A 25,527-nucleotide genomic window follows, 5' to 3' on the forward strand; every position below is an offset into this window, starting at 1 on the left:
GAATGGTAAGGAGGGAAGGAAAACAGAGAGGCTAGTTGGTTGGTAAATAAGGAGAATGGTGAAAGAGTAGCGGTGGCGAGAAAAGTGGTGGGAGTTTGCGAGTAAGTTGTGAAGTTGCAAGGAAAGATGTGGAAATGGCAAGGAAAGATGTGGAAGTGGCAAGGAAAGATGTGGAAGTTGCAAGAAAAGATGTGGAAGTTGCAAGTAAAGATGCGGAAGTCGCAAGTAAAGATGCGGAAGTCGCAAGTAAAGATGCGGAAGTCGCAAGTAAAGATGTGGAAGTGGCAAGTAAAGATGTGGAAGTCGCAAGTAAAGATGTGGAAGTGGCAAGTAAAGATGTGGAAGTCGCAAGAAAAGATGTGGAAGTCGCAAGTAAGTTGAGAAAGTTGCAAGAAAAGTTGTAGAAGTTGCAAGAAAAGTTGCAGAAGTAGCAAGAAAAGTTGCAGAAGTAGCAAGTAAGTTGTAGAAGTCGCAAGTAAGTTGCAGAAGTTGCAAGAAAAGTTGTAGAAGTTGCAAGTAAAGTTGCAGAAGTAGCAAGTAAAGTTGTAGAAGTCGCAAGAAAAGTTGTAGAAGTTGCAAGTAAGTTGAGAAAGTTGCAAGTAAAGTTGTAGAAGTAGCAAGAAAAGTTGTAGAAGTTGCAAGTAAAGTTGCAGAAGTAGCAAGTAAGTTGAGGGAGTCGCAAGTAAAAATGCGGAAGTGGCAAGGAAAGATGTGGAAGTTGCAAGAAAAGATGTGGAAGTTGCAAGTAAAGATGCGGAAGTCGCAAGTAAAGATGCGGAAGTCGCAAGTAAAGATGCGGAAGTCGCAAGTAAAGATGTGGAAGTGGCAAGTAAAGATGTGGAAGTCGCAAGTAAGTTGAGAAAGTTGCAAGAAAAGTTGCAGAAGTTGCAAGAAAAGTTGTAGAAGTTGCAAGAAAAGTTGCAGAAGTAGCAAGTAAAGTTGTAGAAGTAGCAAGTAAAGTTGCAGAAGTTGCAAGTAAAGTTGCAGAAGTAGCAAGAAAAGTTGCAGAAGTCGCAAGTAAGTTGTAGAAGTCGCAAGTAAGTTGCAGAAGTTGCAAGAAAAGTTGTAGAAGTTGCAAGAAAAGTTGCAGAAGTAGCAAGTAAGTTGAGGGAGTCGCAAGTAAAAATGCGGAAGTGGCAAGTAAAGTTGCAGAAGCTGCAAGAAAAGCAGCTAAAGTCGCAAGTAAGTTGAGAAAGTTGCAAGTAAAAATGCGGAAGTCGCAAGAAAATCTGCAGAAGTAGCAAGTAAGTTGAGGGAGTCGCAAGTAAAAATGCGGAAGTGGCAAGTAAAGTTGCAGAAGCTGCAAGAAAAGCAGCTAAAGTCGCAAGTAAGTTGAGAAAGTGCAAGTAAAAATGCGGAAGTCGCAAGAAAATCTGCAGAAGTCGCAAGTAAGTTGAGGGAGTCGCAAGTAAAAATGCGGAAGTGGCAAGTAAAGTTGCTAAAGTCGCAAGTAAGTTGAGAAAGTTGCAAATAAAAATGCAGAAGTCGCAAGAAAAGTTGCAGAAGTTGCAAGTAAGTTGAGAAAGTCGCAAGTAAAAATGCAGAAGTTGCAAGAAAAGCCGCAGAATCCGCAAAATAATTTACAAAAAGACAAGCGACTCTTAAAGTTCTCTTCCTTTTGTTGCTTGTTCTTTCATGATATGATGATACAGGAGTATGAGAATTCGAAAATAATTAAGATGAATAAAAGATTTGAGGGTGTTTAGATGATTAGATGCATAGCGATTGATATGGATGGTACGTTATTAACATCCACGCAAGAAATTACAGAAGAAAATCGAGAAGCAATTAAAGATGCACAAGCTAAGGGTGTAGAAGTAGTAATTGCTACTGGCCGTGCGTATGAAGAAGCTGGAGATCTTTTAAAGGATGCCGGAATTATCACACCGATGATTTGTGCAAATGGGGCAGAAATAAGAACAAATGAGCATGTCATCGTTGATACGAACCCATTAAGTAAAGGTCTAGCGAGACAAATTGCGGAACTTTTACATAAACATCAAGTATATTATGAGGTTTACACCAATAGAGGGACGTATACAGTAGATAAAACAGTAGCCAGATCCCTTATTATGGATATCTTTACTGTGAGTGGCCATGTTAAGGATATGGAAGAGATAAAAAGAGCGGCTGAAGAACGATTAGCGGTTATTCACCAATTAGATAGCTATGAAGAATTATTTGAAGATGATGACCAAATTATTTATAAATTATTAGCCTTCCATTTTGATCCAATCGTTTTAGGCAATGTTAGAGAAGAGTTGACTAAGCTTGTAGGGGTAGCAATAAGTGCTTCTGGTAAGGAGAACTTAGAAATTACTTCTGTTCATGCACAAAAAGGAGTGGCCCTAGAGGAGTTTGTGAACGCTCGTAATATTTCTCTTTCAAACACGATGGCAATTGGGGATAATTATAATGATGTTTCCATGTTTCAAAAAGCAGGCAGAGCAGTAGCAATGGGTAATGCAGTGGAAGATATTCAACGTCAATGCCATTTTGTGACAGGAACAAATGAAGAAAGTGGCGTAGCTCAAGCGATTAGAAAAGCATTAGAGGTATAAGAGGCAGCAAATTTTTTGCTCGCACTAAAAAATGGTGGATGAACTTAGTATTAATGAGTTCATCCACCGTTTTTTTTATAAGAATGGCCTATTCACGAGGTTTTAATCCAAAAAGAATAAACTGAATGGTTCGTTCGATTTCCTCTTCGTCATCCCACTGTATATCGGGAAGGAGGATATGGCGAGCGATAAAGTAACAAATAATCGAAGTAACTGTTAGACGAACAGAGCTAAAAGAAGGAATAGAAATAATCTCTCCCTTTTCTTTATAGGACTCCATGATTTCTTGAAAACGACCAAAGATTTTCACGGCAATCTGATTTTTAAATGTTTCACGGAGATCATCATGAAAGGGGATTTCTTGTATTAAAATTTTAAATAATGTATTATTTTTTTGCAGAAATTCCATTCTATTTTTTACAATTGCGCGTAGAAAATCTTCAAAGTTATGATGAGAAACATTTAACACTTTGTCAAAATCTTTAATCACTCTTGGTGCAATCAACGTGCTTAATAGTGGAGAGAGAAGCGTTAGCAGTAAATCTTTTTTCGTTTTGTAGTGACGGAAAATCGTCCCTTCTGCCACACCTGCCATTTTTGCAATTTCACTAGTAGAGGTGGCTGCATAACCTTTCTCAGAAAACGCATCAATGGCAGCTATCAATATTTTTTTCTGCTTATCTGTTATCGATTGTTCTTCTTTCAAAATAATCTCTAATATATTCTCGCTATTATTCATAGGAAACTCCTTTATCCATACAATCTACTCTAATTATATAAGATAGTGAAGGGAAAATGTAATAACTTAGATACTGCGATATTTTTTCAAAGCAAAGATATTAATAATCATCAAGACAATGGAATAGCCAAGCAATATAACGAGATATCCTACTATTTCCATAAACCCGTTGCCACGAATCATTACTTCTCGCAGGGCATCTGCTGCATAATATAGAGGAGTTAAGTAAGAAATCCAACTAATAGCAGAAGATATCGTATCTAAGTTAAATAATCCAGAAAAGAATACTTGTGGTACAACGACAATAGGAATAAATTGAATCATTTGTAATTCATTATTGGCAAAGGACGATAGGAGAATTCCTAATGTAAGTGCTACTAATGCCAATAGTAATGTAATTAATAATACATATAAAATGGAACCAGCGTTTGACATATGAAGTACATAAACCGAATAAAGGACGATGATTCCTGATTGCACCATTGTGAATAAACCAAAGCCAATGATATAGGAGAGAACAAGCTCCCATCTTCTAATAGGGCTCGAAAGCAATCGTTCTAATGTACCCGTTGTTCTTTCTCTTAAAAAGGATACACCGGCTACTAGAAAAACAAAGAAGAATGCAAAAAATCCAAGTAAAATAGGACCGAATGCATCAAATTGTTTCATATCAATAGAGCCGTAAAGTGCGTCTACATCAATTGCTGCTTCATTAGGAGATAGACTTTGCATGGCTCCCTGTATCTTTGCTGTCGTTGCTTTGCTAATGGAGGGATCGCTTCCTTCTACCATTAATTTGGTCTTTCCATTTTCTACAGCGAAATAAGCATCGATGTCCCCAGCCTTTAACGAGGCTATTGCTGTTGCTTCCGATTTATAGATGGAGGTTCGTAAATCTTCTTTTTCAAAGGCTGTACTTATGGGCTCTGGCACATTAATTAACCCTATTTTTGTTTCATAGTCATCCCCATTAAATACTAGATTTACTAAAGTTAATATGAGAATAGGAGCTAAAATCATCAATGCAAGGGTTCGTTTGTCACGGTAGAACTGTTTCAAAATGCGCAATACCAGTGCATTAATTCTCATTTGCTAAACCTCCATAATATAAAAATGCTTCTTCCATCGTCTGTGCATTACAGTTACTCATCAAGTTGCTTGGAGTATCGATAGCAATAAGTTGACCATTTCTTATCATTCCTAGTCGATCGCATTTTTCTGCTTCACCCATAACATGTGTAGTTACAATAATCGACGTCCCATTCTCTTTAAGCTTGTTGAAGGTTTGCCAGATAGCTTTTCGGAGAATTGGATCAATCCCTACTGTAGGCTCATCTAAAATAAGAAGCTTTGGATTGTTTAACAGTGCAATACAAATAGATAACCTTCTTTTCATTCCCCCTGAATACTGGGATACAGGCTTGGAAAGATGTTCAGACAACTCTACTAAAATGGCAGTACTTTCGATTCTATTTTTCTTCTCTATTCCTTTTAATCCATATAATCTAGCAAAGAAATCAAGATTTTCTCTAGCGGTTAAATCTTGGTATAAAGCGTCAGCTTGTGCCATATATCCGATTTTTGACATTATGTTCAGATTTGGCATTTTTTCATCCAATACATGAATGGAACCATTATCAGGTAAATCTAAACCAATAATCTCTTTTATAAGTGTTGTTTTTCCAGCTCCGGAAGGACCGAGCAATCCTAAAATTTCGCCAGGATAAACTTGTAAGTCGATAGCATTTAAAATTCGTTTTTTTTCAAATGATTTGGAAAGGTTTTTAACAGAAACAATGGATGGCACAATCATGTAAAGACCACCTTTCTAAGTTTGTGAGTGATTACTCACTTCATATATTACGATAGAAGAAACAGTTTGTAAAGTGAGTAATCACTCATTTTCAATAAATATCTGCTTACATTCCATGGAACTTTTGAAATCAATTATTCAATTCCATATGGTATTCGCTATAATAGAAATAATTAAATTAAAAAAGAGAGATCCTATTGAGGTGGAAAAATGGCTGATTTTAATGCGAGTGTAATTATTTGTGAGCCCATTGAAGAAGTGTTTGCCTATTTTGCAGATATGGCAAATGCTCCAGAATATATGAATAAAGTGGAATCAACAGAGAAAAAAACAGATGAGCCGATAGGCGTCGGTACAAAATATACAGAAGTTAGAAATGTGCGGGGTAATAAGGTGTATGCAGAAATAGAATATTTATCTTATGAAAAAAATGTAAGGTTTACACGACGTAGTAGCTCGAATGGATTAACTATTGACTATGCATATCGTTTTTCAGAGATTCCTGAAGGTACTCAAGTAGAGTTTGCAGGAACCGTTCATGTTAAAGGGCTCAAAATGCGACTAATGAGAAGCTTTCTTGTGAAAATGGTGAAATCAGAAGATAGTGATCATGTCCAAAATGCAAAAGAAGTGTTAGAAGGGGTAGTAGAAAGTTTGTAATAGTGTGAAGAGCTGAGGCAAAAGGTTTTTAGAAAAGACTTTTTATTCAGCTTTTTTTTAAAAATAGGTTGACTTAAAGAAGGGAAATGGGTATTATAAAATTAAGTTGTGCACAATTTAATTTTATAATTTTTAACCATAAGTTATAAAAATGTTACTCTCTATGCTAATGAGAAGAAATCATATAGCGAATAGGAGTAAAAAATTTTAATTATTTTAGTTGTGCACAATTTAATTTTAGAAAATTATAAGGAGCGGATACTCATGAAAAACAAACATCATATTATATTAGAACCAGCGGCTAAAAAGTTTACAGAAGATACGGCTAACCCTCCATATTTATTCGATTTGGAGCCAGAACAAGGAAGGGTCGCAGTAGATGAAGTACAATCTGGAGAGATAGAAAAATTACCTGTGGAAGTAAAGGAATTGTTTATTGAGGGTGGACCAACGAATCAAGTTTCCATTAAAATTGTCCGTCCAGAGCATACATCTGCAGTTAAACTACCAGTTATTTTATATACACATGGTGCAGGATGGGTATTTGGAAATGCCCATACACATGATCGTTTAATTCGTGAACTAGCGGTTGGGTCAAATGCAGCGGTTGTATTTACAAATTACAGCTTATCTCCTGAAGCGAGATATCCGATTGCAATAGAAGAAGTATATACAGTATTGGAATGGATTGCAGAAAAAGGAGCAGACTATTACTTTGATACAAATAATATTTTTGTCGCAGGTGATAGTGTCGGTGGGAATATGTCTGCGGCAATCACATTAATGGCAAAAGAACGTAAAGGTCCCGTTATAAAAAAGCAATTGTTATTTTATCCTGTAACAGATGCATCTTTTGAAACAGAATCCTATCAACAGTTTGCAGAAGGTTTCTTTTTAAGAAAAGATGGAATGCAATGGTTTTGGGACCAATACACTACAAACGAAGAAGAAAGAGCGGAAATTACAGCATCCCCTTTACGAGCAACAAAAGAGCAATTAAGTGGTCTGCCAAAGGCTTTAATCATTACAGCAGAAGCAGATGTATTAAGAGATGAAGGGGAAGCCTATGCCAATAAGCTTCGTGAGGCAGGAGTAGATGTAACAGCTGCTCGCTTTGGTGGAATCATTCATGACTTTGTGATGCTCCATGCATTAGCTCATACAGAAGCAGCGAAAGGAGCTCTAATGCTTGCTAATGCTTGGATAAAGGCATAATAATGAATTATAGTAAAAAAAGCAAGCACAGAATAATTTTCCGTGCTTGCTTTTTTCATATTAAAATTTATAGGTCCAATATCTCTCGGTATATAATCGAGTTAAAACATCAGCTTCTTGATTATTTAGCCCTTCTTGAAGAGTGGCTGCATATTGTTGTGTTTGGGAAAGATGGGCAGCAATGGTTGCGACCTTCTGCTCTGCAAAATTTTGAACATCGATTTCAATATCCGGTTGTCCTAGGTCTTCTTCACAGTTTTTGGAAAAGGCTACACAATAAAGTGTTGGTCGTTTAGATGCTTCTCTTTTTTCAATTGCTTTTACAACAGCTGCTCCTGTAGCATCATGATCAGGGTGAACAGAATATCCTGGATAGAAGGTGATTACTAAAGAAGGATCTAATTCATCTAGTAACGCGGTAAATTCATTGACTAGAACCTCCTCCTTTAAGAATTCGATCGTTTTATCTCGATACCCTAGCATACGAAGGTCCTCTAAGCCCATTGATCGGGCAGCTTCCTGTAATTCATTTTTGCGAATTTCTGGCAAGGATTCTCTTGTGGCAAATGGCGGATTTCCTAAATTTCTTCCCATTTGCCCTAGTGTTAAGCAAGCATAAGTAACTGGAACACCTTCGTGTATAAATTTAGAAATCGTTCCGGATACACCAAATGCCTCATCATCTGGATGGGGGAAAATAACTAATACTTGTCTTTCTGTCTCCATTATATAATCCTCCTTTCGTAGAATGGTAAAAACTACACACTCGTTCTATTGATTATTCAAAGGGTGTTTCACTTATTTCTAGTGCTACTGCTAATTTCCCCGTAAAATCTAAGCCTGCTAATAACAATCTATTTTTATCATCTACTTCATAATGGGTAATACCTTCAGCATAAACCCAGCCAATAGCGGTTTTTAAGCCAATTCGATAAGGGCCGTTACCTGTAATCTTGCCGTATTCATAGGATAGCTTTGCATTACGGATATAAGCACCAGAGTTAAAGAAGGTTTCATCATTATGATTTGCATAGGCACCATTTGTCGTTTCTAAGTGAATATATATTTCTTTTTCGCTTAAACGATCGATTACTTTTTGTACTTTTTCGATTTGTACAAATTCCAAAAAACATCCCTCCTTTTTACTAGTTTATGGATTGGACAAAAAGTGGTTAGGCATGCAATTATTTATCTATTAAAAAGGAGATATGCCATACATTCATTGTTTTAGAGGCTCTTACTTCACGCTAAGTTTTTCTTTTTCATTACGATATGCTCCGTGCATAGTTGGTCCCACATACTCATTTAATTTAAAACCATTGCGGATAGCTGCAGTAATAAAGTCTTTTGCTGTCTGAACAGCTTCTCCTACTGAAGCTCCTTTTGCTAGTTCAGCCGTAATAGCCGCAGAGTTTGTGCAACCTGCTCCATGTGTATACGTAGTATCAATTAGTTCGCTTTCAAAAATCGTAAATTCTTTTCCATCATATAGAAGGTCAATCGCTTTTTCATGTCCTAATTTGCTTCCACCTTTAATTAGAACATATTTTGGTCCAAGTGCATGGATTTTTACAGCAGCCTCTTTTAAATCTTCCACTGTTTTAATTGGTTTATCTGTTTGAGCAAGCTGCCATGCTTCAAAAAGGTTAGGTGTTACGATAGTTGCTCTTGGTACAAGCAGTTCACGAAGGGCATCTGCCGTTTCTGGATGAAGTACTTCATCTTCCCCTTTACAAATCATAACTGGGTCGATGACAACGTTTTTAATATCATTCTCATCAATTAGCTTTGCAGCAGCTTCGATGATTTCAACAGATCCAAGCATTCCTGTTTTCATGGCATCAATACCAACAGATAACACGGTCTCTAATTGCGATTTAACTGTATTGATATCTTGAGGAAAAACATTATGATGCCAATGGTTCTTTGGATCCATTGTAACAATCGTTGTTAAGGCAGTCATTCCATAAACACCGAGTTCTTGAAATGTTTTTAAATCTGCTTGAATACCTGCACCACCGCTTGTGTCAGATCCTGCTAAAGTTAATACTTTCTTCATTTGTTATGCCTCCTATGTAATTGCCATTTTTAAGTGAAAAGTAATTTTGTTTGATTGAATAATTGTAGACCATTTTAATGAAGGTTACAACTTTTTCGTCTTCTTTCTTAGTTTGGTTTACAGAACCTTTTTGCATACCATTCACGAAAATTGTGTAAGAGGTGAGAATAGTGAGAGAATTCTGTCTACATTTATGGTAATCTATATATATACTTGATGATAGTTCGATAAGAAAAGAGTAAAACGGATGCAGGAAGAAAGGAATCTATATGAGTTTTGAAATAATAGATCATCCAATTAATATACAAAATGTTATGGATAAAGTAATAAGAAGAAATGCAGGTGCTGTGACTACTTTTATTGGTACAGTGAGAGAAATGACCGCAGGAAAGAAAACACTCTATTTATCATATGAAGCATATATTCCAATGGCAATAAAAAAAATGGAACTAATCGGCGAGGAGGTCAAGGAAAAGTGGGGCGATATTGAAATTGCGATATCACATCGAGTAGGGAAGCTTGAGATTAGTGATGTGGCAGTAGTTATTGCTGTTTCAACCCCTCATCGCAAGGATGCCTATGAAGCAAATCAATATGCAATAGAAAGGATAAAAGAGATTGTTCCAATTTGGAAAAAAGAGCATTGGGAAACTGGTGAAGAATGGATTGGAAATCAAAAGGGTACCAAAATGTATGTAAATGGCAAGCCAAGTGAGGAGGATTTTGGATGATAACATTGCTTTTTTTTGCAGGAGTGAAAGAAACGATAGGTAGTGAAACGTTAAAATTAGAGGGGGAGCAACAGACGATAGCCGAAATTAAAGAACACTTACAACATACTTATCCTACTCTATCTCTTCAAGGAGTAATGGTTGCAATTAATGAAGAATTTGCAATGGATGAGGATATCGTTAAGGAAAACGATAGAGTAGCATTTATACCACCTGTTAGTGGAGGGTAAAGGAAGGAGAAGAGCGAAGTGGAGCAAAGTAGGTATTCCCGGCAGATGTTATTCAACTCTATTGGAGTAGAAGGACAGAAAGTAATAGGAGAGAAGCATGTCTTCATAGTAGGGGCAGGCGCCTTAGGTTCGTCTCTTGCAGAGATGCTATGCAGAAGTGGGGTTGGGAGTCTTACCATTATAGATAGAGATTATGTGGAAAAAAGCAATCTACAGCGCCAGCAATTATATACAGAAGAAGATGCGAAGGAACGAATGCCGAAAGCTATTGCTGCTGAAAGAAGATTAAAGGAAATTAATCGGGAATGCAATGTTCAAGGAATTGTTGGGGAAGCGACAGTCGAGTTATTAGAACATCTAGCTAAAAATGTGGATTTAATAATAGATGCAACAGATAATATGGAAATTAGAATGATCCTAAATGATTTAGCTGTAAAGCATGGTATTCCATGGATATATGGCGCATGTGTGGGAAGTTCAGGAATGAGCTACACGATTATACCAGGAGAGACCCCTTGTTTACATTGTCTATTACAATCAATGCCTATGACCGGGATGACTTGTGATAGGGTAGGAATCATTGCTCCAGCTGTTCAACTGGTGGTTTCTCATCAGGTAACCGAAGCGCTAAAGCTGTTGATTGGGGACATTGTCTCATTACGTGGAACTTTTTTGACATTCGATTTATGGAAAAATGACTACCAAAACATAAAAGTTAGTCGTGCAAAGAGAGTAGATTGTCCTACATGTGGAGATAATCGGACCTATCCTTTTTTGGAAAAAGAAAACCAAACGAAGGTAGCTGTGTTGTGCGGAAGAGAAACCGTGCAAATTCGTCCAGCCATTCCTAAGGATATTCCTTTTCAACAACTTGCAGAAAGTTTTCAAAAGAAAGGATATGCAGTAAAACAAAATCCATTTCTATTGTCCGTTCAGCTAGAAAGAAACAGAGTTGTGTTTTTCCGAGACGGAAGAGCCCTGATACATGAAACAAATGATAGCATATATGCAAAAACACTATACGATCAATTACTCGGTTAGATAGAAAAAGAGGCTGGGACATAAACATTTCAGCTACAATAAATACGAACGATTATGCGGTAAGTTTACATGATCGTTCGTATTTATATTTTAGAAAAAGGTTTAAAAATGAAGTGAAATGGAGCGGAGGACGGTCGACTCCTGCGGGAAATAGAGGAAAGGCTGAGACCCCGCAGCGCGAGGGCACTGAAAAAGTCTAGTTCTCCAAATAAAATGAGGTTTTATTTATTTGAAAGCGAATAATAAGTTGGTTTGGAGAGGTGTCCGCTTGACTCCTATGGGAGCAGCGAGAAAGTCCGAGACCCTGCAGGAGCGTAGCGACGAAGCGGCTCGGCGCTCGCCCCATGAGTCATGTGGTCACCTCGGAAAACAATTTACACATCTAAGTTTAAAAGGCGGTTACGACCAAGCATCAATAGCTATCAGTTTTTCAGTGGTCTCCGCAGCGCAGCGAGGAGGCTCAGCTTCCTCCCCGGCGCATCGACCGTCTGTAGCGCAATGGAACGACTTAGTTTTTACACTTGAATATATTTAAAACCATAAATAACTAATATGAAAAAGTAGCTTTATTTAAGAGCTAAATTAGAGATTGTTCGTCTTTAAAGATTAGTTATTTAGATTTGTCCCAGCCTCTTTTTCTTATTGTTCGAGCGAACCAACAATAACTAACTTACCTGTATCCAAAACTTCCTCGTATTTAGATGCTTCTGCTTCAGTTAAGCCGACTGATTGCATTTTAGAACGCAATTCGTCTCCTCTTTTTCGGAAAACATTGCTGATAGAATCAAGTAATCCTTGTTCCTTCATGGATACATTTCCTGTTTCTGTCGCATTTGATAAATCTTCTGATCGGTCTTTATCATGTGCGAAAATATAAATATTTTCCTTTTTATAGCCTTGGTTTTCTAACGAATTAATAATATTACTTGCTTGTACACCATTTTCTACTACTTCAACTTTATACATAATGATAACCTCCTATTATAATAGTGGAATTTATCTATGTATTTTATATAGCCTTCTATAAACAAGATGAAACACCTAATCTATTGGTAATATTTTCATCTTTCGACATTTGGGAAATTGTACATAGATAAATATCCCCACAATCGACAAATTTCCTTATATAATAAAAGAAGAGATTAATAGAAACAGGAGGGGTCGAATGGTAAGCAAAAGAGAAAAAGAACAAATTAATCGAGAACTACGAGCAGGAAAAAAGGAGCAAGCAAGTGCAACAATGGAGATAAATAACAGAAGGGGGATTCGTTTTCCCTCATTTGGTTTATATAAAGTAAAGAGAAGGCTAAATAAAAAAATCATGCTTTTTTTAAGTATTTTAATCATACTTTTAATAGTTGGGATAGTTGGATTGTGGAAAATTGCTTTTCCGAAAGAGCCTGTTGTAAAAACAGGAGCGTATTTAGAACAGATGAAAGATTTATCGACATTAGCCACTTCTCAAGCCTTTGTAAAAACGATCTTAGAAAAAGAAGATAATGAGATTTTTGGAAAAGAGATTGAGACAAATATTCCTGGAACAAAAAGAAAGATATTGTTAGTTGTACCGGGAACACTTATAGCAGGAGTCGATTTATCAAAATTAACGGAAGACCAACTTAAAATCAACGAAGAAGAAAAATCGATCACCATTTTATTACCTAAAGCAGCTTTTCTTCAAGATCCTGCTATTAATTTTGATGAAGTAGAGACTTATTCTGTTTCTGGAATTTTTAGAGGAGATGTGGAATGGGAAGAAGCCTATAGTTTAATGGATGAAGCAAAGGAAGTCATGAAGGAAGAAGCAATAGACCAAGGTATTTTAGTGAAAGCGGAGGAAAATGCTGAAAAAATATTGAAGGAATTCTATGGAAGACTAGATTATTCTGTTCAAGTAAGCTTTGAAGGGGAATAAAGGAGGGAGACGGGATGGCTACATCCTGGGAACAGCTATTAGAAAAGGAGCGCCAAAAGGATTACTTTATCCAATTAGAAGCATTCTTAGAAAAGGAATATAGTGAATTCACTATTTATCCAAAAAAGGAAGACATCTTTAATAGTTTATCATACACAACTTATGAAAAGGTGAAAGTAGTCATTTTAGGACAGGATCCTTATCACGGTCCAAATCAGGCACATGGATTAAGCTTTTCTGTTAAGCCAGAAGTGAAAATACCGCCATCCTTAAAAAATATTTATAAGGAGCTATATCATGATTTGGGCTGTCCGATTCCAAATCATGGCTATTTAAAAAGCTGGGCCGAGCAAGGGGTACTATTGCTAAATACGGTTTTAACGGTTCGCGCAGGTCAAGCTAATTCTCATCGTGGAAAAGGGTGGGAAGAATTTACAGATCAAGTGATACACATGTTGAATGAGAGAGAGGAGCCAGTCATTTTCGTGTTATGGGGTAATCCAGCTCAAAAAAAACTTGCTCTCATCAACCAAGAAAAGCATGGCATTATCTTATCAACACATCCAAGTCCCCTTTCAGCCCATCGAGGGTTTTTAGGAAGCAGGCCGTTTTCTACCATTAATAGAATGCTTGAAAATAGAGGGAAGACTCCTATTAATTGGTGCATAGATGATTTTTTAGTAAAAGAATAATATAATAAAGGAAATATATAGGCTGAGGATTATAGCACTAGCAAATTCAAAAAACGCTAAAAAAGCCCAAACAAAGAAAGTACGCGGATTTTTGTTGGCTACTTCGTTTTCTGGTTTATTTTAAAGCTGGGATACTTATGTCCCAGCCTCTGCTTGTGTTTTTCTTTAATGGATTAAGAAAGGGTATGGAATGGAAAAGAATAAGGTAAATTGTTATAAATGTAAGTTCTACTATGTAACATGGGATAGTCAGTTCCCTAAAGGATGTAAGGCGTTTCAATTTAAAGGAAGAACGATGCCTTCCGTTGAAGTAAAGAGAGCATCTGGACAAGAGTGCCTTCGTTTCCAGGCAAAAGGAGGGATGAAATGAATATATCTGTACAGCAATTGTTAGCTAAAATAGAGGATCAGTTACTAGAAGCAAAGACAAGCGATTCGGATGCAAGAATAAGGGAAAGAGTTTACGCTATTAAATCCTTATGCGAATTAGTACTTGAACAAGAGGGGAAAGAAAGCATAACCTACCAGCACCCTGTGCAAAAGCCATCCTTCCAAGCTATGCAAGCACCATTAACCATTCCAAAACAACAACCGATACAGACACAAACAAATAAAATAAAGATGGCTGAAGGAAATGGCGATTCTTTATTTGATTTTTAGATCGGATAGTTTTGTAAATGAAGGAATTTCATGATACCAATAATCTGCAAGAAAAAAGGAGATAAAAATGAAAACTTTTATCATTATTGGAGCCATCAATGCATTATTGTCCGTTGGTTTAGGAGCCTTTGGTGCCCATGGTCTAGAAGGTAAAATTCCAGATAAATATTTGGAAACATGGAAAACGGGAGTAACATATCAAATGTTCCATAGTACAGGCTTAATACTAATTGGCTTGCTCTTAGGGAAGTTTCCAGCAAGCAGCTTGTTAAACTGGGCAGGGTGGCTAATGTTTATTGGCATTATTCTATTTGCAGGAAGCCTATACATATTGGCAGTTACCCAGATCAAAGTACTAGGAGCTATTACACCAATAGGTGGCGTAGCATTTTTGACCGCGTGGCTATTAGTTATTATCGCTGTATGGAAGTGGATGTAAGAAGATAAATAAAAAAGGATAGGTGAGCAGAAGATAAAATATTCTTACCTATCCTTTTTTCTTGTTATTGATTGAAGGATAAAATTTTTAGTAGAGAGGATGCTCTTGAAACAAATGATTAAAAAATTTACGGAAACGAGCAGAAAAATGAAAGGCTTTATTAGTATTGTTTTACTTACCTTTATAGGCTCGATTATTTTTGTTCATAATAACTACTCTTTTTATGAAAGGCCTATAGTGGAAGTAGTAAAAACGGAACTACTAAACCAAGCTGAAATAAAGGATCATGTAAATAATAAAGATAAATTATTTACACAGCAGATTATTGGAGAAGTAAAAAACGGAAAGGAAAAAGGGAAGCAAATATACCTAACGAATGAATTTACTTCCTCCAAGGCTAATAATGATGAATATCATATTGGAAGCGAGTTATTCGTTCATATCGATTCCGAGGTAGGAGAGAATGGATACCTCAAAGGAAGTGTTGACGATGTAAAACGGGATAAATATTTGTTGATGATTACGTGGGTTTTTATTTTTTCCTTATTATTTGTAGGTAAATGGCAAGGACTGTTTTCTCTGTTTAGTTTAGTCATTAATGCCATTATATTATCGATTGCATTGGATGTTTATGTAAACACTTCAGAGAAAAGTCTCCTTATAATTTGTAGTATCAGTGTTATTATATTTACGATTATTTCTCTTATACTCGTAAGTGGACGAAATGAAAAAACATATGCAGCGATTATAGCAACCTTATTAGGTACTTTTCTTTCTTTAGCCATTACTTACTTCGTTTTATGGGTAACTTCAGAAAAAGGTCTTCGCTATGAGGAGCTACAATTTATTACTCGTCCTTATAAATTGGTTTTTCTAGCGGGATTATTTCTTGGGTCGCTCGGTGCTGTGATGGACGTAGCTATTACGATGTCTTCTTCCATATTTGGATTATATGAAAAGAATAACAATATATCAGTTAAAGCGCTAATAACATCAGGAAGAGAGATTGGAAAAGATATAATGGGAACCATGACGAATATTTTGCTCTTTGCCTATATTAGTGGAACAATACCAATGCTTATCCTTTATTTTAAAAATGCGTCGCCATTAGGTTTTACACTCTCGATGAATCTATCATTAGAATTGGCACGAGCGCTAGCTGGCGGTATAGGAATTGTGTTAACGATTCCGATAGGTTTATATATAACTATTTTTTTCGTTAACAGAAAGCGAGCAAGCGAATGAATGTATTAGTGGTGCTAGGTATTATTTTATTTATCTTAATGAGCATTATAGGTGGAACAAAGGGAGTAAATTCGTTTTTTGCACTATTTTTTAACTTTAGTGTGGTTATTATTATTACGATTTTCATGACTAACCCAAGCATAAATCCGATTATCCTAACCCTATTTGCAAGTATAGTAATTAGCTGTATCAACCTATTTTATATTAATGGAGTGAATATCAAAACAAAGACGGCATTCTTATCCACCATGATTACGATTATTCTTCTGCTCGTGTTTATTCTCTACCTATCGAATAAAGCAATGATTCAGGGATTTGGGGTCGAAGAATTAGAGGAACTTAGTATGTTTTCCTTTACTATCAGTGTAGATTTTATTAAAATTGGCACTTCTTTAATTATCATGAGTACAATTGGTGCCATTACAGACACAGCCATGGCCATCTCATCGCCAATGCGTGAAATTCATTTTCACAATCCTCATATTAGTAGAGGGGAATTATACAGGGCTGTATTAAGTATTGGCAAAGATATTCTAGGAACAAGTACAAATACATTATTTTTCGCTTTCTTTGGCGGATATATTGCCCTGCTAATTTGGTTTAAGGACTTATCCTATTCAATAGGAGAAATCATCAATTCAAAAATATTCAGTGCAGAAATGATTACAATTCTGAGTGCAGGAACTGGTGTTACACTTGTCATTCCTATTACTGCATGGATAACTGCTTATTTTTTGGTGAAGCATAAAATATCTAAATAGCTTGTATAACGTAAAAAAAGGGATTTTTTCCATTCCCTTTTTTATAAGCTGAAAGTATTGTAAAACAAAAAAGTACACCACTATATAAGTGATGCACTAATAATATTTTAATAACATAGGCGCTTTTGACTTATCTAGGCGGATATGTAGTTAGATTTGGTGCTGCAACGCCATACGGATATTCATACTCAATTTCTTCGTCAAATGTAACGTAATCCACATATACCATTGGAATTAAATAGCGAGTTCCTGTTTGTGGATCGCTTAAGATAAGATGATCTCGCCCTGCAGCTTCAATAATGCCTTTAAAGATTTTTGCATTCCATTCTCTGTTGTTTTCAAATGTTGTATATACAGTTGCTATCTTCCCTTTGTTAAGGCGTAAAATATTCTCAATATAAGACGCTTCAATTGGCAGCTGTCCTGGCAAGGTAGTAGGTGTTGCACTTGGTGTAGGTGCAGGAGTAGGTGTAGGTACTCCTTGCTGAATCGGTGCTTGTGGCTGATACATTTGCTGATTCCCGTAGGTAGGAATTTGTCCGGGGAAATTCCCGTAGCCCTGCGGATAACCATAGTTTCCATAATTAGATTGACTCATTTTCATCCCTCCATTGTCTTTTATCCAATCTTCACAACATACTTCCAAGCATCGAAGTTGACCATAAAATGTAGAAATTAGAAGTAGACGGTGAATGTTAATTCATTCATAGGTCATCGCTCACTATTTCATCCTATGAGGAAACAGAATAAGTTATGACAAGGAGTTGCAATTTAAATAGAAGAGGTTATTAAGAAGGACTAGGTGAGGAACGTATATTGCCTTTAAGAGGCTTCAAGCAATATGAATTCTAACAATTGCTTAAGGTATATGATATATAGAATGTAGGTTTAAGAAAGCTATATGCGTTAAAAAAGGAGCGTTCTCTAAAAGTTTTGCTCCGTCATAGATTAAAAACTATACAAAGTTAAATTCTTTTAGAGAACTACTCCCATTTATTCATTTACATGTAGATAGTCTGTTATTGCCTCTTGTTTAAGAATGGTTCCTACAAAGAAAGAGCCGAATTCACCATAGCGAGCGCTCACTTCATCAAAACGCATTTCATATACTAGTTTTTTGAATTGAAGAACATCATCAGAAAATAATGTTACTCCCCACTCATAATCATCAAAGCCAACAGATCCCGTAATAATCTGTTTTACTTTCCCAGCATATTGTCTACCAATCATCCCATGGCTACGCATTAAGTCTTTACGATTTTCCATCGGAAGCATATACCAGTTGTCTTCCCCTTGACGACGCTTATCCATTGGATAGAAGCATACATAATTGGATGTCGGAAGGATAGGGTATAATCTTGCTTTCACATATGGATTTTCATACGGGTCTTTATCAGAATCCGATGGTAGATAATTGCTTAATTCTACAACAGACACATAGGAATGAGCTGGAATTGTAAATTCAGCTAGCTTTGTTTTGTTGAATTCTGTTTCTAGTTGCTGTAATTCTTCCATAGTTGGGCGCAGAATCATCATCATAAAGTCTGCTTTTTGTCCAACGATTGTATATAGGGCATGGCTGCCGCTAGTATTTTCCTGAACAACGTTCCATTTTTCCAAGAGTCCTTGAAATTCGTTGATTGCTGCTTGTCTCTCTTCATCAGGTAACATTTTCCAGGTTGTCCAATCTACAGTTCGGAAGTCATGAAGACAATACCAGCCATCTAATGTTTTTGCCGCTTCACTCATTTATATGTTCACTCCTTATTTAATAACGTTTATATGATTTTAACTATATCATAGTTTCTCCAGATACAAACGGAATAAACCTTGAGTAAATTGTGAACAAATTGTGACTGATATAAAAAGAAGTTTGAAATAGCACAATAAAGTATAAGGAAGATAATTATAGGGAAATATCAGATTGTATAAAGGGAGCATTTCATCCATATTTACTTTTATCTCATATGTATGAGGAACGTGAACTAATCGTGTTTTTGGGGGATAAAATTAGAAAAAAGTAAGGAATATTCCTTGAATTTTTACCATGGTAGAGTATCCTAATAAGTGTACATAAAAAGGAGGAAGAAATTTAATGAGTGATTTATTTACAAGTTTAAAAGAAAAAGTAACTGGTCAAAACGTGAAGATTGTTTTCCCAGAAGCATTAGATGAAAGAATTTTAAAAGCTGCTGGTCGTTTAGCAGAAGATAAAATTTTAATTCCTGTTTTAATTGGTGACATAGAAGAAGTTCAAGCTAAAGCAAACAATCTAGGTGTTTCTTTAGAAAACGCTGAAATTTATGATCCAAAGAAATATGCTCAGTTCGATGCACTTGTTGCTTCTTTTGTAGAAAGACGTAAAGGAAAAGTAACAGAAGAAGATGCTCGTAAAATCCTATTAGATGAAAACTATTTTGGAACAATGCTTGTATATGCTAACCAAGCAGATGGTTTAGTAAGTGGCGCGATTCATTCAACAGCTGATACTGTTCGTCCAGCTTTACAAATCATTAAAACAAAACAAGGCGTGAAAAAGACTTCTGGTGTATTCATCATGGTTCGCGAAGACGAGAAATACGTATTTGCTGATTGTGCAATCAATATTACTCCAGATAGCCAAGACCTTGCGGAAATTGCTGTGGAAAGTGCAAAGACAGCAAGAATGTTTGACATTGATCCACGTGTTGCGATGTTAAGCTTCTCTACAAAAGGATCTGCAAAATCACCAGAAACAGAAAAAGTAGAAGGTGCTTTAGCGGAGGCTAAATTAAGAGATCCATTATTAGTTATTGATGGTGAATTCCAATTTGATGCTGCATTTGTTCCGTCTGTAGCAAAACAAAAAGCTCCAGATTCTCCAATACAAGGGGATGCAAATGTATTTGTATTCCCAAGCTTAGAAGCTGGAAATATTGGCTATAAAATTGCACAGAGACTAGGTAACTTTGAAGCAGTTGGACCAATTCTTCAAGGACTAAATGCTCCTGTAAACGACCTTTCTCGTGGATGTAACGAAGAAGATGTTTATAAATTAGCTCTAATTACAGCAGGTCAAAGCTTAACGAAGTAATTTTTTAAGAAGGGCGTCTCCTTAAAGTTAGGGAGGCGTCTTTTTTGAGTTTCGCTATTTATCCCTCCCCTTATCCCACTTATGCAGAAGGATCATTATAAAATTTTAAAAAGGAATAATTAATAAAGAGTAGCAACTATGCTTTAAAAAGCTGATATTATTTAAAATAAACATTACCCATAAATAGAGAATCATAAGGAAATTAAGGAAGGGAGTTATAAGATTTATGGAAATAAGATGGAAAAGGGAAGACGTTGTTTTTGAAACATTATGGGAATCAGAAGTGTGGGCAGATTCAATAGCTAATGAGATTTATGGAAGAACTATTGATGGATATATAACTCTTGATTATAAAATAGCTTATGCTCTTTCTTTTTTCTTAGGATCCGTTCCTCATTTTGTTGTACATACCGAAAAAAAGGTATTAGACAATGTTTTTATATACAAAGTTTGGGTAACCCCTGGGCCAAACTAAATGAAAGTCTATCAATTTTTTTACTATTGGAGTGAAGATTTTTCTTCTAGGTTTATTTATAACTGAATTTGTTTATACTGTTTTTTTGAAAATAAACGGAAAAATTCCGTTTAAATGGGGAAATATCCATACTTCCTTAAAAATAAGGGACATTTTTTCGTTTATCGTATCCAAATCTTTGAATTTTGTCTTATTTAGAGCAGTTATTCGGAATATCTCCGCTTATATCTGCTGATTATGCTCGCTCTATATACATTAGCCGGAAATTCTCCGCCTATTTTTTTCATATTACAAGAAAATAAATAATAACAGAGCCTTCTTTTAAAAAAATAATATGAAAATTACCAACAAAAACGAGAAGATATCTTTTGAAATAGCTCTAATTTCGTTATAATAAATCATTGTGAATGAATAATAAGACTATATCTTTAAAAAAGAGAATAGATGGTTGTTTAAACAAAAAGGAGCTAAGTGATGGTCGGCAATACTAGTTTGTTAAAACAGGATAAATGGAGAATCATCGATCAGTCCACAACAGGTTTACATGTATCAGCACTGCATTCATTTGGAATGGATGATACTTTATGTTCTTCTGTTGGAAGCGGGATAGTACCTGCTACAGCAAGAACTTGGGTACATGATCGGACGATTGTATTAGGGATACAGGATACGAGGCTACCTCATTTAAAAGATGCGTTAGCTTTTTTAAAAGAACAGGGCTACCAATATATTGTTCGTAATTCAGGTGGTTTAGCTGTTGTTTTAGATAAAGACGTGCTAAACATATCTCTTATTCTTCCAGAGCAGGAGAAACGAATTGATATTAACAGTGGCTATGAAACGATGTTCGAATTGATTCAATATATGTTTCAGGATTATGGCAAATGCATGGAAGCAAAGGAAATTGTGGGTTCCTATTGTCCAGGAAGCTATGATTTAAGCATAGATGGCAAAAAGTTTGCGGGAATTTCACAGAGACGCTTAAGAAGCGGAGTAGCTGTTCAAATTTATCTTTGCGTAAATGGAAGTGGGCAGGAAAGAGCGGACATCATCAAACAATTCTATTCTTCTGGTCTACAAGGAGAAACGACAAAGTTTGAATATCCAGAAATAAATCCTGAAGTAATGGCATCTTTAGCAGAATTGTTAGGAGTGTCTTTAACAGTCGATCAAGTGATGACTAAATTGCTACTCGCTTTAAAAGATCATGCCGAGTTTTTATTTGCAGATCAATTACAGGAAGAGGAACTACCGCTATTTGAATCCTATTATAATCGAGTTGTGGAAAGAAACGAGAAAATCATGCAGGCATTTCGATAAAATCAAAAAGAGGATAAGGAAGGGAATTTTAGTGAAAATATCCCTTTCCTTATCCTCTATTTATAATCGAGAATTTGTGTTGCCATCTCCTATTTCTCTCTTTTTTACCCAGTCCCATTCCGCTTTATGATCAATCCAGCTCTGGCGCCTATCAGCTAGCAAACTTCAGTCTCCTCCCTACGATAAGTCAACATCGGTTCACTAGCGTTCACCGTGTTTCCTTTATCTCAGGAAATGCTGCTCCACCCCACACGCCGCTAAACGGTCCCATTCCGCTTTATGATCAATCCAGCTCTGGCGCCTATCAGCTAGCAAACTTCAGTCTCCTCCCTACGATAAGTCAACATCGACTCACTAGCGTTCGTCGTGTTTCCTTTATCTCAGTCGAAGCCCTCCAGTTTGAACGCTGATAAGCAAGGCGCCTCCGCTTTTTAATCAATCCAGCTCCAAGGGACCAACGGCTGATGGGCTTCTCACCATTTCCCTACGATAAGTCAACATCGGTTCACTAGCGTTCACCGTGTTTCCTTTATCTCAGGAAATGCTGCTCCACCCCACACGCCGCTAAACGGTCCCATTCCGCTTTATGATCAATCCAGCTCTGGCGCCTATCAGCTAGCAAACTTCAGTCTCCTCCCTACGATAAGTCAACATCGACTCACTAGCGTTCGTCGTGTTTCCTTTATCTCAGTCGAAGCCCTCCAGTTTGAACGCTGATAAGCAAGGCGCCTCCGCTTTTTATTTACTCTGCGACTTTTTCGAGGTTTCCGTTTCTGTCCATTTTAAATTTGGTTGGGCGCTCGTCTTCTTCTAGTACTACTAGTTTTCGGGCTCTGTTCATGATTTTCATGAGTGTTTCGTAATCTTCTTGCATTGTTTCTGAGTTATTTTCGATTTGATGTAGTTTTTCTTCTAATTCTTTGTTCCGGCTTCTAATTGTGTCCATTTCTCTTTTTAAACGCTCATTCTCGCTTTTTAAGATTTCTAGCTGTATAGGGGCATTGCGGAAATTTTGTAAGTAGGAAAGAACAGTGTCAAAATTTAGTGTACCAGCTTGGCTATGGTTTCCTGCTGGATAGGCAGGCGCTTTTTTTGTTTCGTATACTGGAATTTGCTGTACTTCTTCCTCTGTTTCCTCTTCTGATTGATAGTTTACAAGCTCTTCTTCTTGTTGACTAGTAACATTTGTATCTAATGTTTCTGTTGCAAATAATGTATCCATAGCATCCATATCCACGTCCATCGAGCCCATTTCTAAGCTTGTGCTAGCAGTAAGAGCTTCGAGATCATCCACTGTTGGTACTGGTGGTGAATATAATAGTTTCTTCTTTCCACCTTGATCTTTTCCTAAAATTCGTTGTCGTTGCTTACGTTGCTTTTTGGCAAGCTGAAGTGCCTTTTCATATTGATGGCGAACGACTGCGTTCCAGCGGAATCCACATGCTGCTGACGTTCTATTTAATTTATCCCCAACTTCTTCAAAGGCGTTTAGCTGTGTGCTTCCTTCTCTAACATGTCTTAAAACCGTTTCTGCTAATAAAAGATCATTTTCTTCAGACCATGCGTCTTGTCTAACTTTCATTTCTAACCCAACTCCCAACTTAATCACGATAAATAAATATTTCTAGTTTCATCATTTCCAGAAAAGTATTTGTTTATACAAAAGAAATACAAGGATAGTAGATTTTTTTATAGTTTAGGAAAAATACAAATAAAGAGGATAAAAAAACAGTCGGCCATCAAGGAGGGCACTGAAAAAGTCTAGTTCTCCAAATTAAATGAGGTTTTATTTATTTGAAAGCAAATAATAAGTTGGTTTGGAGAGGTGTCCGCTCGACTCCTACGGGAGATGCGAGAAAGTCCGAGACCCTGCAGGAGCGTGAGCTGTGAAGCGGCTCGGCGCTCGCCCCGGTGAGTCGTGCGGTAAGCCTCGGAAAACAAAAGCCTACACTAAGTTAGAATGGTTTGGTAACTACCGATTCACCAGGTAATTCACTTTTTCAGTGGCCAACCCATCAAGCCAATTGTTTTGAATAAAATATTTACGCTCGCTTCTCAACTAAGGCTCCTTCATTTTGAATGAAGAAGGCAGAAATAAAGGCAAATATACTTACAATAAATCCAAAGAGGAAGAGATGGTGAATACCCTCCATAAAGGTGGAGCCACTATTTAATAAGGAGCCCATAATAGTAACACCAATCGCGGTTCCCATGTTTCTGCAGAACATAAAGAAAGAGGTGGAAATTCCTTTTTCATGGTTTCCAACTAATGCTTGAGAGCCGATAACACCAACAGTGCTTAGCAAGCCAAATGCTAGTCCCTGAATAATCATTAAGATAAAAACATACCAGAACCCATTTGACTCATTTAATAATACTAATAAAATTCCTGAAAGCAAAAGCAACGTATTTCCGATTATTAATAGAATGCGATAGCCATATTTTAATATCCATTTACCAGCTGGAACCGACATAGCCATCCATCCAATCGACATACCAAGGAGAGAAACACCGCTCCATAAAACAGAGAGCCCTGCCTGATTTTGCAGGAATAAAGGAATATAGCTTGATGTTCCAAACAAAGCTAATGTTCCTACAAATCCGTTAAGAAAAATCCAGGTGATGGTTTTACTCCTAAAAATGGATAGTGGAACAATTGGTGAAGCTTGTCTTTTTTCGAAAAAATAAAATGTGATTAATAGAAGAATACCAACTATAGCAAAAATAAAAAGATAACTTTCTAGCACGGTAACTAGTAATACACAAGTTATTCCGCTTCCAAATAGTGCTGCGCCAATATAATCTACCTGTGCCTTTTTAGGCTGATAGACTTCTTTATATGGAATCAACGTAAGTAGGGCAATAATACAAACTGGTAAATTAATATAAAAAATCCATCTCCAACTTAAAAATTCTACAAAAAGAGAACCGAGTGTAGGGGCCAATACAGCAGATAATGCCCACATGCCAGTAAACAACGCCTGGATTTTTCCTCTTTTTTCAATAGAAAAAAGATCTCCAGCAATGATTGCAGGAAATGGCATCATGAATCCAGCACCCATTCCTTGCAACGCTCTAAAAATGACTAGCTGAGGCATAGTTGCTGCGATTCCGCATAAGAGAGAACCAATTAAAAAGACAATAATGCCAAAAGCAAACAGCTTCTTTCTCCCAAAAAGATCAGAAAGTCTTCCGGCAATTGGCGAAAGAATGGTACTTGCTATCATATAAGCAGCAAAAGACCAGGCATATAATTCCGTACCGCCAAGCTCCTCTGCAATAATAGGCATGGTTGTGTTCATTATGGTCGTATCAATAGAGGCAATCAGCATAGCAAGAACAATGCTACACATTACTAATATTCTACTTTTATTCATTTCAAAACCTCCCTATATTTCAAGAGAAAATTATAACGTATATTTCCTAAATAATATAGAGAGGGGAAGTGGTTTTAATTTTCGAATAAAAAAATAAGATCTAATAGTCAAGAGATACAAAGCGTAACCGTGCAGTTTTGTTAATAATTCGTCACTTTTTTACAATCTTTTGCATCTTGCATTGCAAGTTCAGAAGGGGTAAAATACCATATAGTAATGAGTGAGAATGTTGTCGATTTGATTGTCGATCACTTTTTTTGAGCATTTATAGAAAGGGTTGTCCAAATGGCAAACGAATTTCGTGTTTGCGACGATTGTCAGGCAGTGAATTTAAAAACGTTAGTACCACGTTTAAAGCAAATAGATCCAGAGGCAAAAATAGATATAGGCTGTCAATCCTATTGCGGACCTGGTCGCAAAAAAACATTTGCTTTTGTCAATAATCGTCCACTAGCTGCATTAACAGAAGAAGAGTTAATGGATAAAATCAATGCGAAGTTAAAAAAATAATAGAAACCTGT

30 protein-coding genes are annotated in these 25,527 nt (G+C 36.5%); 19 read left to right on the forward strand and 11 right to left on the reverse strand.

Annotated features, from left to right (window positions below; translation table 11 throughout):
• Positions 1–95 precede the first annotated feature (95 nt).
• The 3 genes from QQZ16_RS21090 (at position 96) to QQZ16_RS21100 (ending at position 2,561) form a co-directional block, all read left to right on the forward strand.
• Positions 96–404, forward strand: coding sequence for a hypothetical protein (locus QQZ16_RS21090; RefSeq protein WP_235251730.1), 309 nt, complete (start codon positions 96–98; stop codon positions 402–404).
• Between the two features lie 292 nt (positions 405–696).
• Positions 697–903: a hypothetical protein gene (locus QQZ16_RS21095; RefSeq protein ID WP_284561752.1), complete on the forward strand. Its 207-nt coding sequence runs from the start codon at positions 697–699 to the stop codon at positions 901–903.
• Positions 904–1,706: 803 nt separating this feature from the next.
• Entirely contained in the window at positions 1,707–2,561 is an 855-nt protein-coding gene (locus QQZ16_RS21100; RefSeq protein ID WP_235252517.1) for a Cof-type HAD-IIB family hydrolase, read from the forward strand.
• 88 nt (positions 2,562–2,649) lie between these two features.
• Here QQZ16_RS21100 and QQZ16_RS21105 read toward each other — a convergent pair whose 3' ends face one another.
• From QQZ16_RS21105 to QQZ16_RS21115, 3 genes are all read right to left on the reverse strand, one after another.
• Positions 2,650–3,300 (reverse strand): TetR/AcrR family transcriptional regulator, encoded by a 651-nt coding sequence (locus QQZ16_RS21105; RefSeq protein ID WP_284561753.1) that lies wholly within the window; start codon positions 3,298–3,300, stop codon positions 2,650–2,652.
• A 66-nt stretch (positions 3,301–3,366) separates the two neighbouring features.
• Positions 3,367–4,389: an ABC transporter permease gene (locus QQZ16_RS21110; RefSeq protein ID WP_235252519.1), complete on the reverse strand. Its 1,023-nt coding sequence runs from the start codon at positions 4,387–4,389 to the stop codon at positions 3,367–3,369.
• Entirely contained in the window at positions 4,379–5,113 is a 735-nt protein-coding gene (locus tag QQZ16_RS21115; protein ID WP_235252521.1) for an ABC transporter ATP-binding protein, read from the reverse strand. The genes QQZ16_RS21110 and QQZ16_RS21115 overlap by 11 nt, the downstream gene beginning before the upstream one ends.
• 210 nt (positions 5,114–5,323) lie before the next feature.
• On the opposite strand from QQZ16_RS21115, the gene QQZ16_RS21120 reads away from it, so the two are divergent.
• Together QQZ16_RS21120 and QQZ16_RS21125 are read left to right on the forward strand one after the other, a co-directional pair.
• Positions 5,324–5,773, forward strand: a complete 450-nt coding sequence (locus tag QQZ16_RS21120) for an SRPBCC family protein (RefSeq protein WP_031540212.1) — start codon at positions 5,324–5,326, stop codon at positions 5,771–5,773.
• Positions 5,774–6,037: 264 nt separating this feature from the next.
• Entirely contained in the window at positions 6,038–6,988 is a 951-nt protein-coding gene (locus tag QQZ16_RS21125; protein ID WP_235252523.1) for an alpha/beta hydrolase, read from the forward strand.
• Positions 6,989–7,048: 60 nt separating this feature from the next.
• On the opposite strand, the gene bshB2 is transcribed toward QQZ16_RS21125, so the two are convergent.
• The 3 genes from bshB2 to pdxK form a co-directional block, all read right to left on the reverse strand.
• Positions 7,049–7,714, reverse strand: coding sequence for a bacillithiol biosynthesis deacetylase BshB2 (gene bshB2 / locus QQZ16_RS21130; protein ID WP_031540220.1), 666 nt, complete (start codon positions 7,712–7,714; stop codon positions 7,049–7,051).
• 52 nt (positions 7,715–7,766) lie between these two features.
• Positions 7,767–8,114, reverse strand: coding sequence for a YojF family protein (locus QQZ16_RS21135; RefSeq protein ID WP_031540221.1), 348 nt, complete (start codon positions 8,112–8,114; stop codon positions 7,767–7,769).
• 111 nt (positions 8,115–8,225) lie between these two features.
• Positions 8,226–9,047 (reverse strand): pyridoxine/pyridoxal/pyridoxamine kinase, encoded by an 822-nt coding sequence (gene pdxK / locus QQZ16_RS21140; RefSeq protein ID WP_031540222.1) that lies wholly within the window; start codon positions 9,045–9,047, stop codon positions 8,226–8,228.
• A gap of 269 nt (positions 9,048–9,316) precedes the next feature.
• On the opposite strand from pdxK, the gene QQZ16_RS21145 reads away from it, so the two are divergent.
• From QQZ16_RS21145 to QQZ16_RS21155, 3 genes are read left to right on the forward strand one after another with little or no spacing between them, the layout of a single operon-like run.
• A complete protein-coding gene (locus QQZ16_RS21145; protein WP_031540223.1) occupies positions 9,317–9,778 on the forward strand; it encodes a molybdenum cofactor biosynthesis protein MoaE in 462 nt (153 codons plus the stop codon).
• Positions 9,775–10,008, forward strand: a complete 234-nt coding sequence (gene moaD / locus QQZ16_RS21150) for a molybdopterin converting factor subunit 1 (protein WP_031540224.1) — start codon at positions 9,775–9,777, stop codon at positions 10,006–10,008. Before QQZ16_RS21145 ends, moaD begins: the two co-directional genes overlap by 4 nt.
• Positions 10,009–10,026: 18 nt before the next feature.
• Positions 10,027–11,049 carry a MoeB/ThiF family adenylyltransferase gene (locus tag QQZ16_RS21155; protein WP_284561754.1) on the forward strand — a complete coding sequence of 341 codons (1,023 nt, stop codon included), beginning with the start codon at positions 10,027–10,029 and terminating at the stop codon, positions 11,047–11,049.
• 639 nt (positions 11,050–11,688) lie between these two features.
• Here QQZ16_RS21155 and QQZ16_RS21160 read toward each other — a convergent pair.
• Entirely contained in the window at positions 11,689–12,015 is a 327-nt protein-coding gene (locus tag QQZ16_RS21160) for a general stress protein (RefSeq protein ID WP_031540142.1), read from the reverse strand.
• A 199-nt stretch (positions 12,016–12,214) separates the two neighbouring features.
• On the opposite strand from QQZ16_RS21160, the gene QQZ16_RS21165 reads away from it, so the two are divergent.
• The 7 genes from QQZ16_RS21165 (at position 12,215) to QQZ16_RS21195 (ending at position 16,761) form a co-directional block, all read left to right on the forward strand.
• Positions 12,215–12,964: a DUF4230 domain-containing protein gene (locus QQZ16_RS21165; RefSeq protein WP_235252525.1), complete on the forward strand. Its 750-nt coding sequence runs from the start codon at positions 12,215–12,217 to the stop codon at positions 12,962–12,964.
• A 14-nt stretch (positions 12,965–12,978) separates the two neighbouring features.
• Positions 12,979–13,656, forward strand: a complete 678-nt coding sequence (locus tag QQZ16_RS21170) for a uracil-DNA glycosylase (RefSeq protein ID WP_048717304.1) — start codon at positions 12,979–12,981, stop codon at positions 13,654–13,656.
• Between the two features lie 190 nt (positions 13,657–13,846).
• Positions 13,847–14,026 (forward strand): hypothetical protein, encoded by a 180-nt coding sequence (locus QQZ16_RS21175; protein ID WP_031540148.1) that lies wholly within the window; start codon positions 13,847–13,849, stop codon positions 14,024–14,026.
• A complete protein-coding gene (locus tag QQZ16_RS21180; protein ID WP_031540149.1) occupies positions 14,023–14,316 on the forward strand; it encodes a YwdI family protein in 294 nt (97 codons plus the stop codon). Before QQZ16_RS21175 ends, QQZ16_RS21180 begins: the two co-directional genes overlap by 4 nt.
• A 67-nt stretch (positions 14,317–14,383) precedes the next feature.
• Entirely contained in the window at positions 14,384–14,755 is a 372-nt protein-coding gene (locus QQZ16_RS21185; RefSeq protein WP_048717306.1) for a DUF423 domain-containing protein, read from the forward strand.
• 105 nt (positions 14,756–14,860) lie between these two features.
• Complete coding sequence (locus tag QQZ16_RS21190; RefSeq protein ID WP_419181476.1) at positions 14,861–16,000, forward strand: YibE/F family protein; 1,140 nt, start codon at positions 14,861–14,863, stop codon at positions 15,998–16,000.
• Positions 15,997–16,761, forward strand: a complete 765-nt coding sequence (locus QQZ16_RS21195) for a YibE/F family protein (protein WP_235252527.1) — start codon at positions 15,997–15,999, stop codon at positions 16,759–16,761. The genes QQZ16_RS21190 and QQZ16_RS21195 overlap by 4 nt, the downstream gene beginning before the upstream one ends.
• Before the next feature lie 130 nt (positions 16,762–16,891).
• Here the strand turns inward: QQZ16_RS21195 and gerQ are convergent, their stop codons facing one another.
• Together gerQ and hemQ are read right to left on the reverse strand one after the other, a co-directional pair.
• Positions 16,892–17,359, reverse strand: coding sequence for a spore coat protein GerQ (gene gerQ / locus QQZ16_RS21200; protein WP_235252528.1), 468 nt, complete (start codon positions 17,357–17,359; stop codon positions 16,892–16,894).
• Positions 17,360–17,754: 395 nt separating this feature from the next.
• Positions 17,755–18,510, reverse strand: a complete 756-nt coding sequence (hemQ, locus tag QQZ16_RS21205) for a hydrogen peroxide-dependent heme synthase (RefSeq protein WP_031540155.1) — start codon at positions 18,508–18,510, stop codon at positions 17,755–17,757.
• A 346-nt stretch (positions 18,511–18,856) separates the two neighbouring features.
• On the opposite strand from hemQ, the gene pta reads away from it, so the two are divergent.
• The 3 genes from pta (at position 18,857) to QQZ16_RS21220 (ending at position 21,629) form a co-directional block, all read left to right on the forward strand.
• A complete protein-coding gene (gene pta, locus QQZ16_RS21210) occupies positions 18,857–19,834 on the forward strand; it encodes a phosphate acetyltransferase (protein WP_031540156.1) in 978 nt (325 codons plus the stop codon).
• Positions 19,835–20,066: 232 nt separating this feature from the next.
• Positions 20,067–20,309 carry a hypothetical protein gene (locus tag QQZ16_RS21215; RefSeq protein ID WP_031540341.1) on the forward strand — a complete coding sequence of 81 codons (243 nt, stop codon included), beginning with the start codon at positions 20,067–20,069 and terminating at the stop codon, positions 20,307–20,309.
• Positions 20,310–20,783: 474 nt separating this feature from the next.
• Positions 20,784–21,629, forward strand: a complete 846-nt coding sequence (locus tag QQZ16_RS21220) for a lipoate--protein ligase family protein (protein WP_031540340.1) — start codon at positions 20,784–20,786, stop codon at positions 21,627–21,629.
• 742 nt (positions 21,630–22,371) lie between these two features.
• Here QQZ16_RS21220 and QQZ16_RS21225 read toward each other — a convergent pair.
• Both QQZ16_RS21225 and QQZ16_RS21230 read right to left on the reverse strand, forming a co-directional pair.
• Positions 22,372–23,211: an RsfA family transcriptional regulator gene (locus QQZ16_RS21225; RefSeq protein ID WP_235252839.1), complete on the reverse strand. Its 840-nt coding sequence runs from the start codon at positions 23,209–23,211 to the stop codon at positions 22,372–22,374.
• Positions 23,212–23,671: 460 nt separating this feature from the next.
• Positions 23,672–25,006 (reverse strand): MFS transporter, encoded by a 1,335-nt coding sequence (locus QQZ16_RS21230; RefSeq protein ID WP_235252626.1) that lies wholly within the window; start codon positions 25,004–25,006, stop codon positions 23,672–23,674.
• 285 nt (positions 25,007–25,291) lie between these two features.
• Between QQZ16_RS21230 and QQZ16_RS21235 the strand changes: the two genes are divergently transcribed.
• Positions 25,292–25,516, forward strand: coding sequence for a DUF1450 domain-containing protein (locus tag QQZ16_RS21235; RefSeq protein WP_031540080.1), 225 nt, complete (start codon positions 25,292–25,294; stop codon positions 25,514–25,516).
• Positions 25,517–25,527 lie beyond the last annotated feature (11 nt).

Source organism: Bacillus sp. T2.9-1 (genome assembly GCF_950097965.1).
Taxonomy (GTDB): Bacteria; Bacillota; Bacilli; order Bacillales; family Cytobacillaceae; genus Niallia; species Niallia hominis.

Excerpts from the sequence above, each read along its gene's own strand:
- QQZ16_RS21100 (WP_235252517.1), top strand. The coding sequence starts at position 1,707 with ATGATTAGATGCATAGCGATTGATATGGATGGTACGTTATTAACATCC.
- QQZ16_RS21105 (WP_284561753.1), bottom strand. The coding sequence starts at position 3,300 with ATGAATAATAGCGAGAATATATTAGAGATTATTTTGAAAGAAGAACAA.
- QQZ16_RS21110 (WP_235252519.1), bottom strand. The coding sequence starts at position 4,389 with ATGAGAATTAATGCACTGGTATTGCGCATTTTGAAACAGTTCTACCGT.
- QQZ16_RS21115 (WP_235252521.1), bottom strand. The coding sequence starts at position 5,113 with ATGATTGTGCCATCCATTGTTTCTGTTAAAAACCTTTCCAAATCATTT.
- QQZ16_RS21120 (WP_031540212.1), top strand. The coding sequence starts at position 5,324 with ATGGCTGATTTTAATGCGAGTGTAATTATTTGTGAGCCCATTGAAGAA.
- QQZ16_RS21125 (WP_235252523.1), top strand. The coding sequence starts at position 6,038 with ATGAAAAACAAACATCATATTATATTAGAACCAGCGGCTAAAAAGTTT.
- bshB2 (WP_031540220.1), bottom strand. The coding sequence starts at position 7,714 with ATGGAGACAGAAAGACAAGTATTAGTTATTTTCCCCCATCCAGATGAT.
- pdxK (WP_031540222.1), bottom strand. The coding sequence starts at position 9,047 with ATGAAGAAAGTATTAACTTTAGCAGGATCTGACACAAGCGGTGGTGCA.
- QQZ16_RS21145 (WP_031540223.1), top strand. The coding sequence starts at position 9,317 with ATGAGTTTTGAAATAATAGATCATCCAATTAATATACAAAATGTTATG.
- moaD (WP_031540224.1), top strand. The coding sequence starts at position 9,775 with ATGATAACATTGCTTTTTTTTGCAGGAGTGAAAGAAACGATAGGTAGT.
- QQZ16_RS21160 (WP_031540142.1), bottom strand. The coding sequence starts at position 12,015 with ATGTATAAAGTTGAAGTAGTAGAAAATGGTGTACAAGCAAGTAATATT.
- QQZ16_RS21165 (WP_235252525.1), top strand. The coding sequence starts at position 12,215 with ATGGTAAGCAAAAGAGAAAAAGAACAAATTAATCGAGAACTACGAGCA.
- QQZ16_RS21170 (WP_048717304.1), top strand. The coding sequence starts at position 12,979 with ATGGCTACATCCTGGGAACAGCTATTAGAAAAGGAGCGCCAAAAGGAT.
- QQZ16_RS21175 (WP_031540148.1), top strand. The coding sequence starts at position 13,847 with ATGGAAAAGAATAAGGTAAATTGTTATAAATGTAAGTTCTACTATGTA.
- QQZ16_RS21180 (WP_031540149.1), top strand. The coding sequence starts at position 14,023 with ATGAATATATCTGTACAGCAATTGTTAGCTAAAATAGAGGATCAGTTA.
- QQZ16_RS21185 (WP_048717306.1), top strand. The coding sequence starts at position 14,384 with ATGAAAACTTTTATCATTATTGGAGCCATCAATGCATTATTGTCCGTT.
- QQZ16_RS21195 (WP_235252527.1), top strand. The coding sequence starts at position 15,997 with ATGAATGTATTAGTGGTGCTAGGTATTATTTTATTTATCTTAATGAGC.
- gerQ (WP_235252528.1), bottom strand. The coding sequence starts at position 17,359 with ATGAGTCAATCTAATTATGGAAACTATGGTTATCCGCAGGGCTACGGG.
- hemQ (WP_031540155.1), bottom strand. The coding sequence starts at position 18,510 with ATGAGTGAAGCGGCAAAAACATTAGATGGCTGGTATTGTCTTCATGAC.
- pta (WP_031540156.1), top strand. The coding sequence starts at position 18,857 with ATGAGTGATTTATTTACAAGTTTAAAAGAAAAAGTAACTGGTCAAAAC.
- QQZ16_RS21220 (WP_031540340.1), top strand. The coding sequence starts at position 20,784 with ATGGTCGGCAATACTAGTTTGTTAAAACAGGATAAATGGAGAATCATC.
- QQZ16_RS21225 (WP_235252839.1), bottom strand. The coding sequence starts at position 23,211 with ATGAAAGTTAGACAAGACGCATGGTCTGAAGAAAATGATCTTTTATTA.
- QQZ16_RS21230 (WP_235252626.1), bottom strand. The coding sequence starts at position 25,006 with ATGAATAAAAGTAGAATATTAGTAATGTGTAGCATTGTTCTTGCTATG.
- QQZ16_RS21235 (WP_031540080.1), top strand. The coding sequence starts at position 25,292 with ATGGCAAACGAATTTCGTGTTTGCGACGATTGTCAGGCAGTGAATTTA.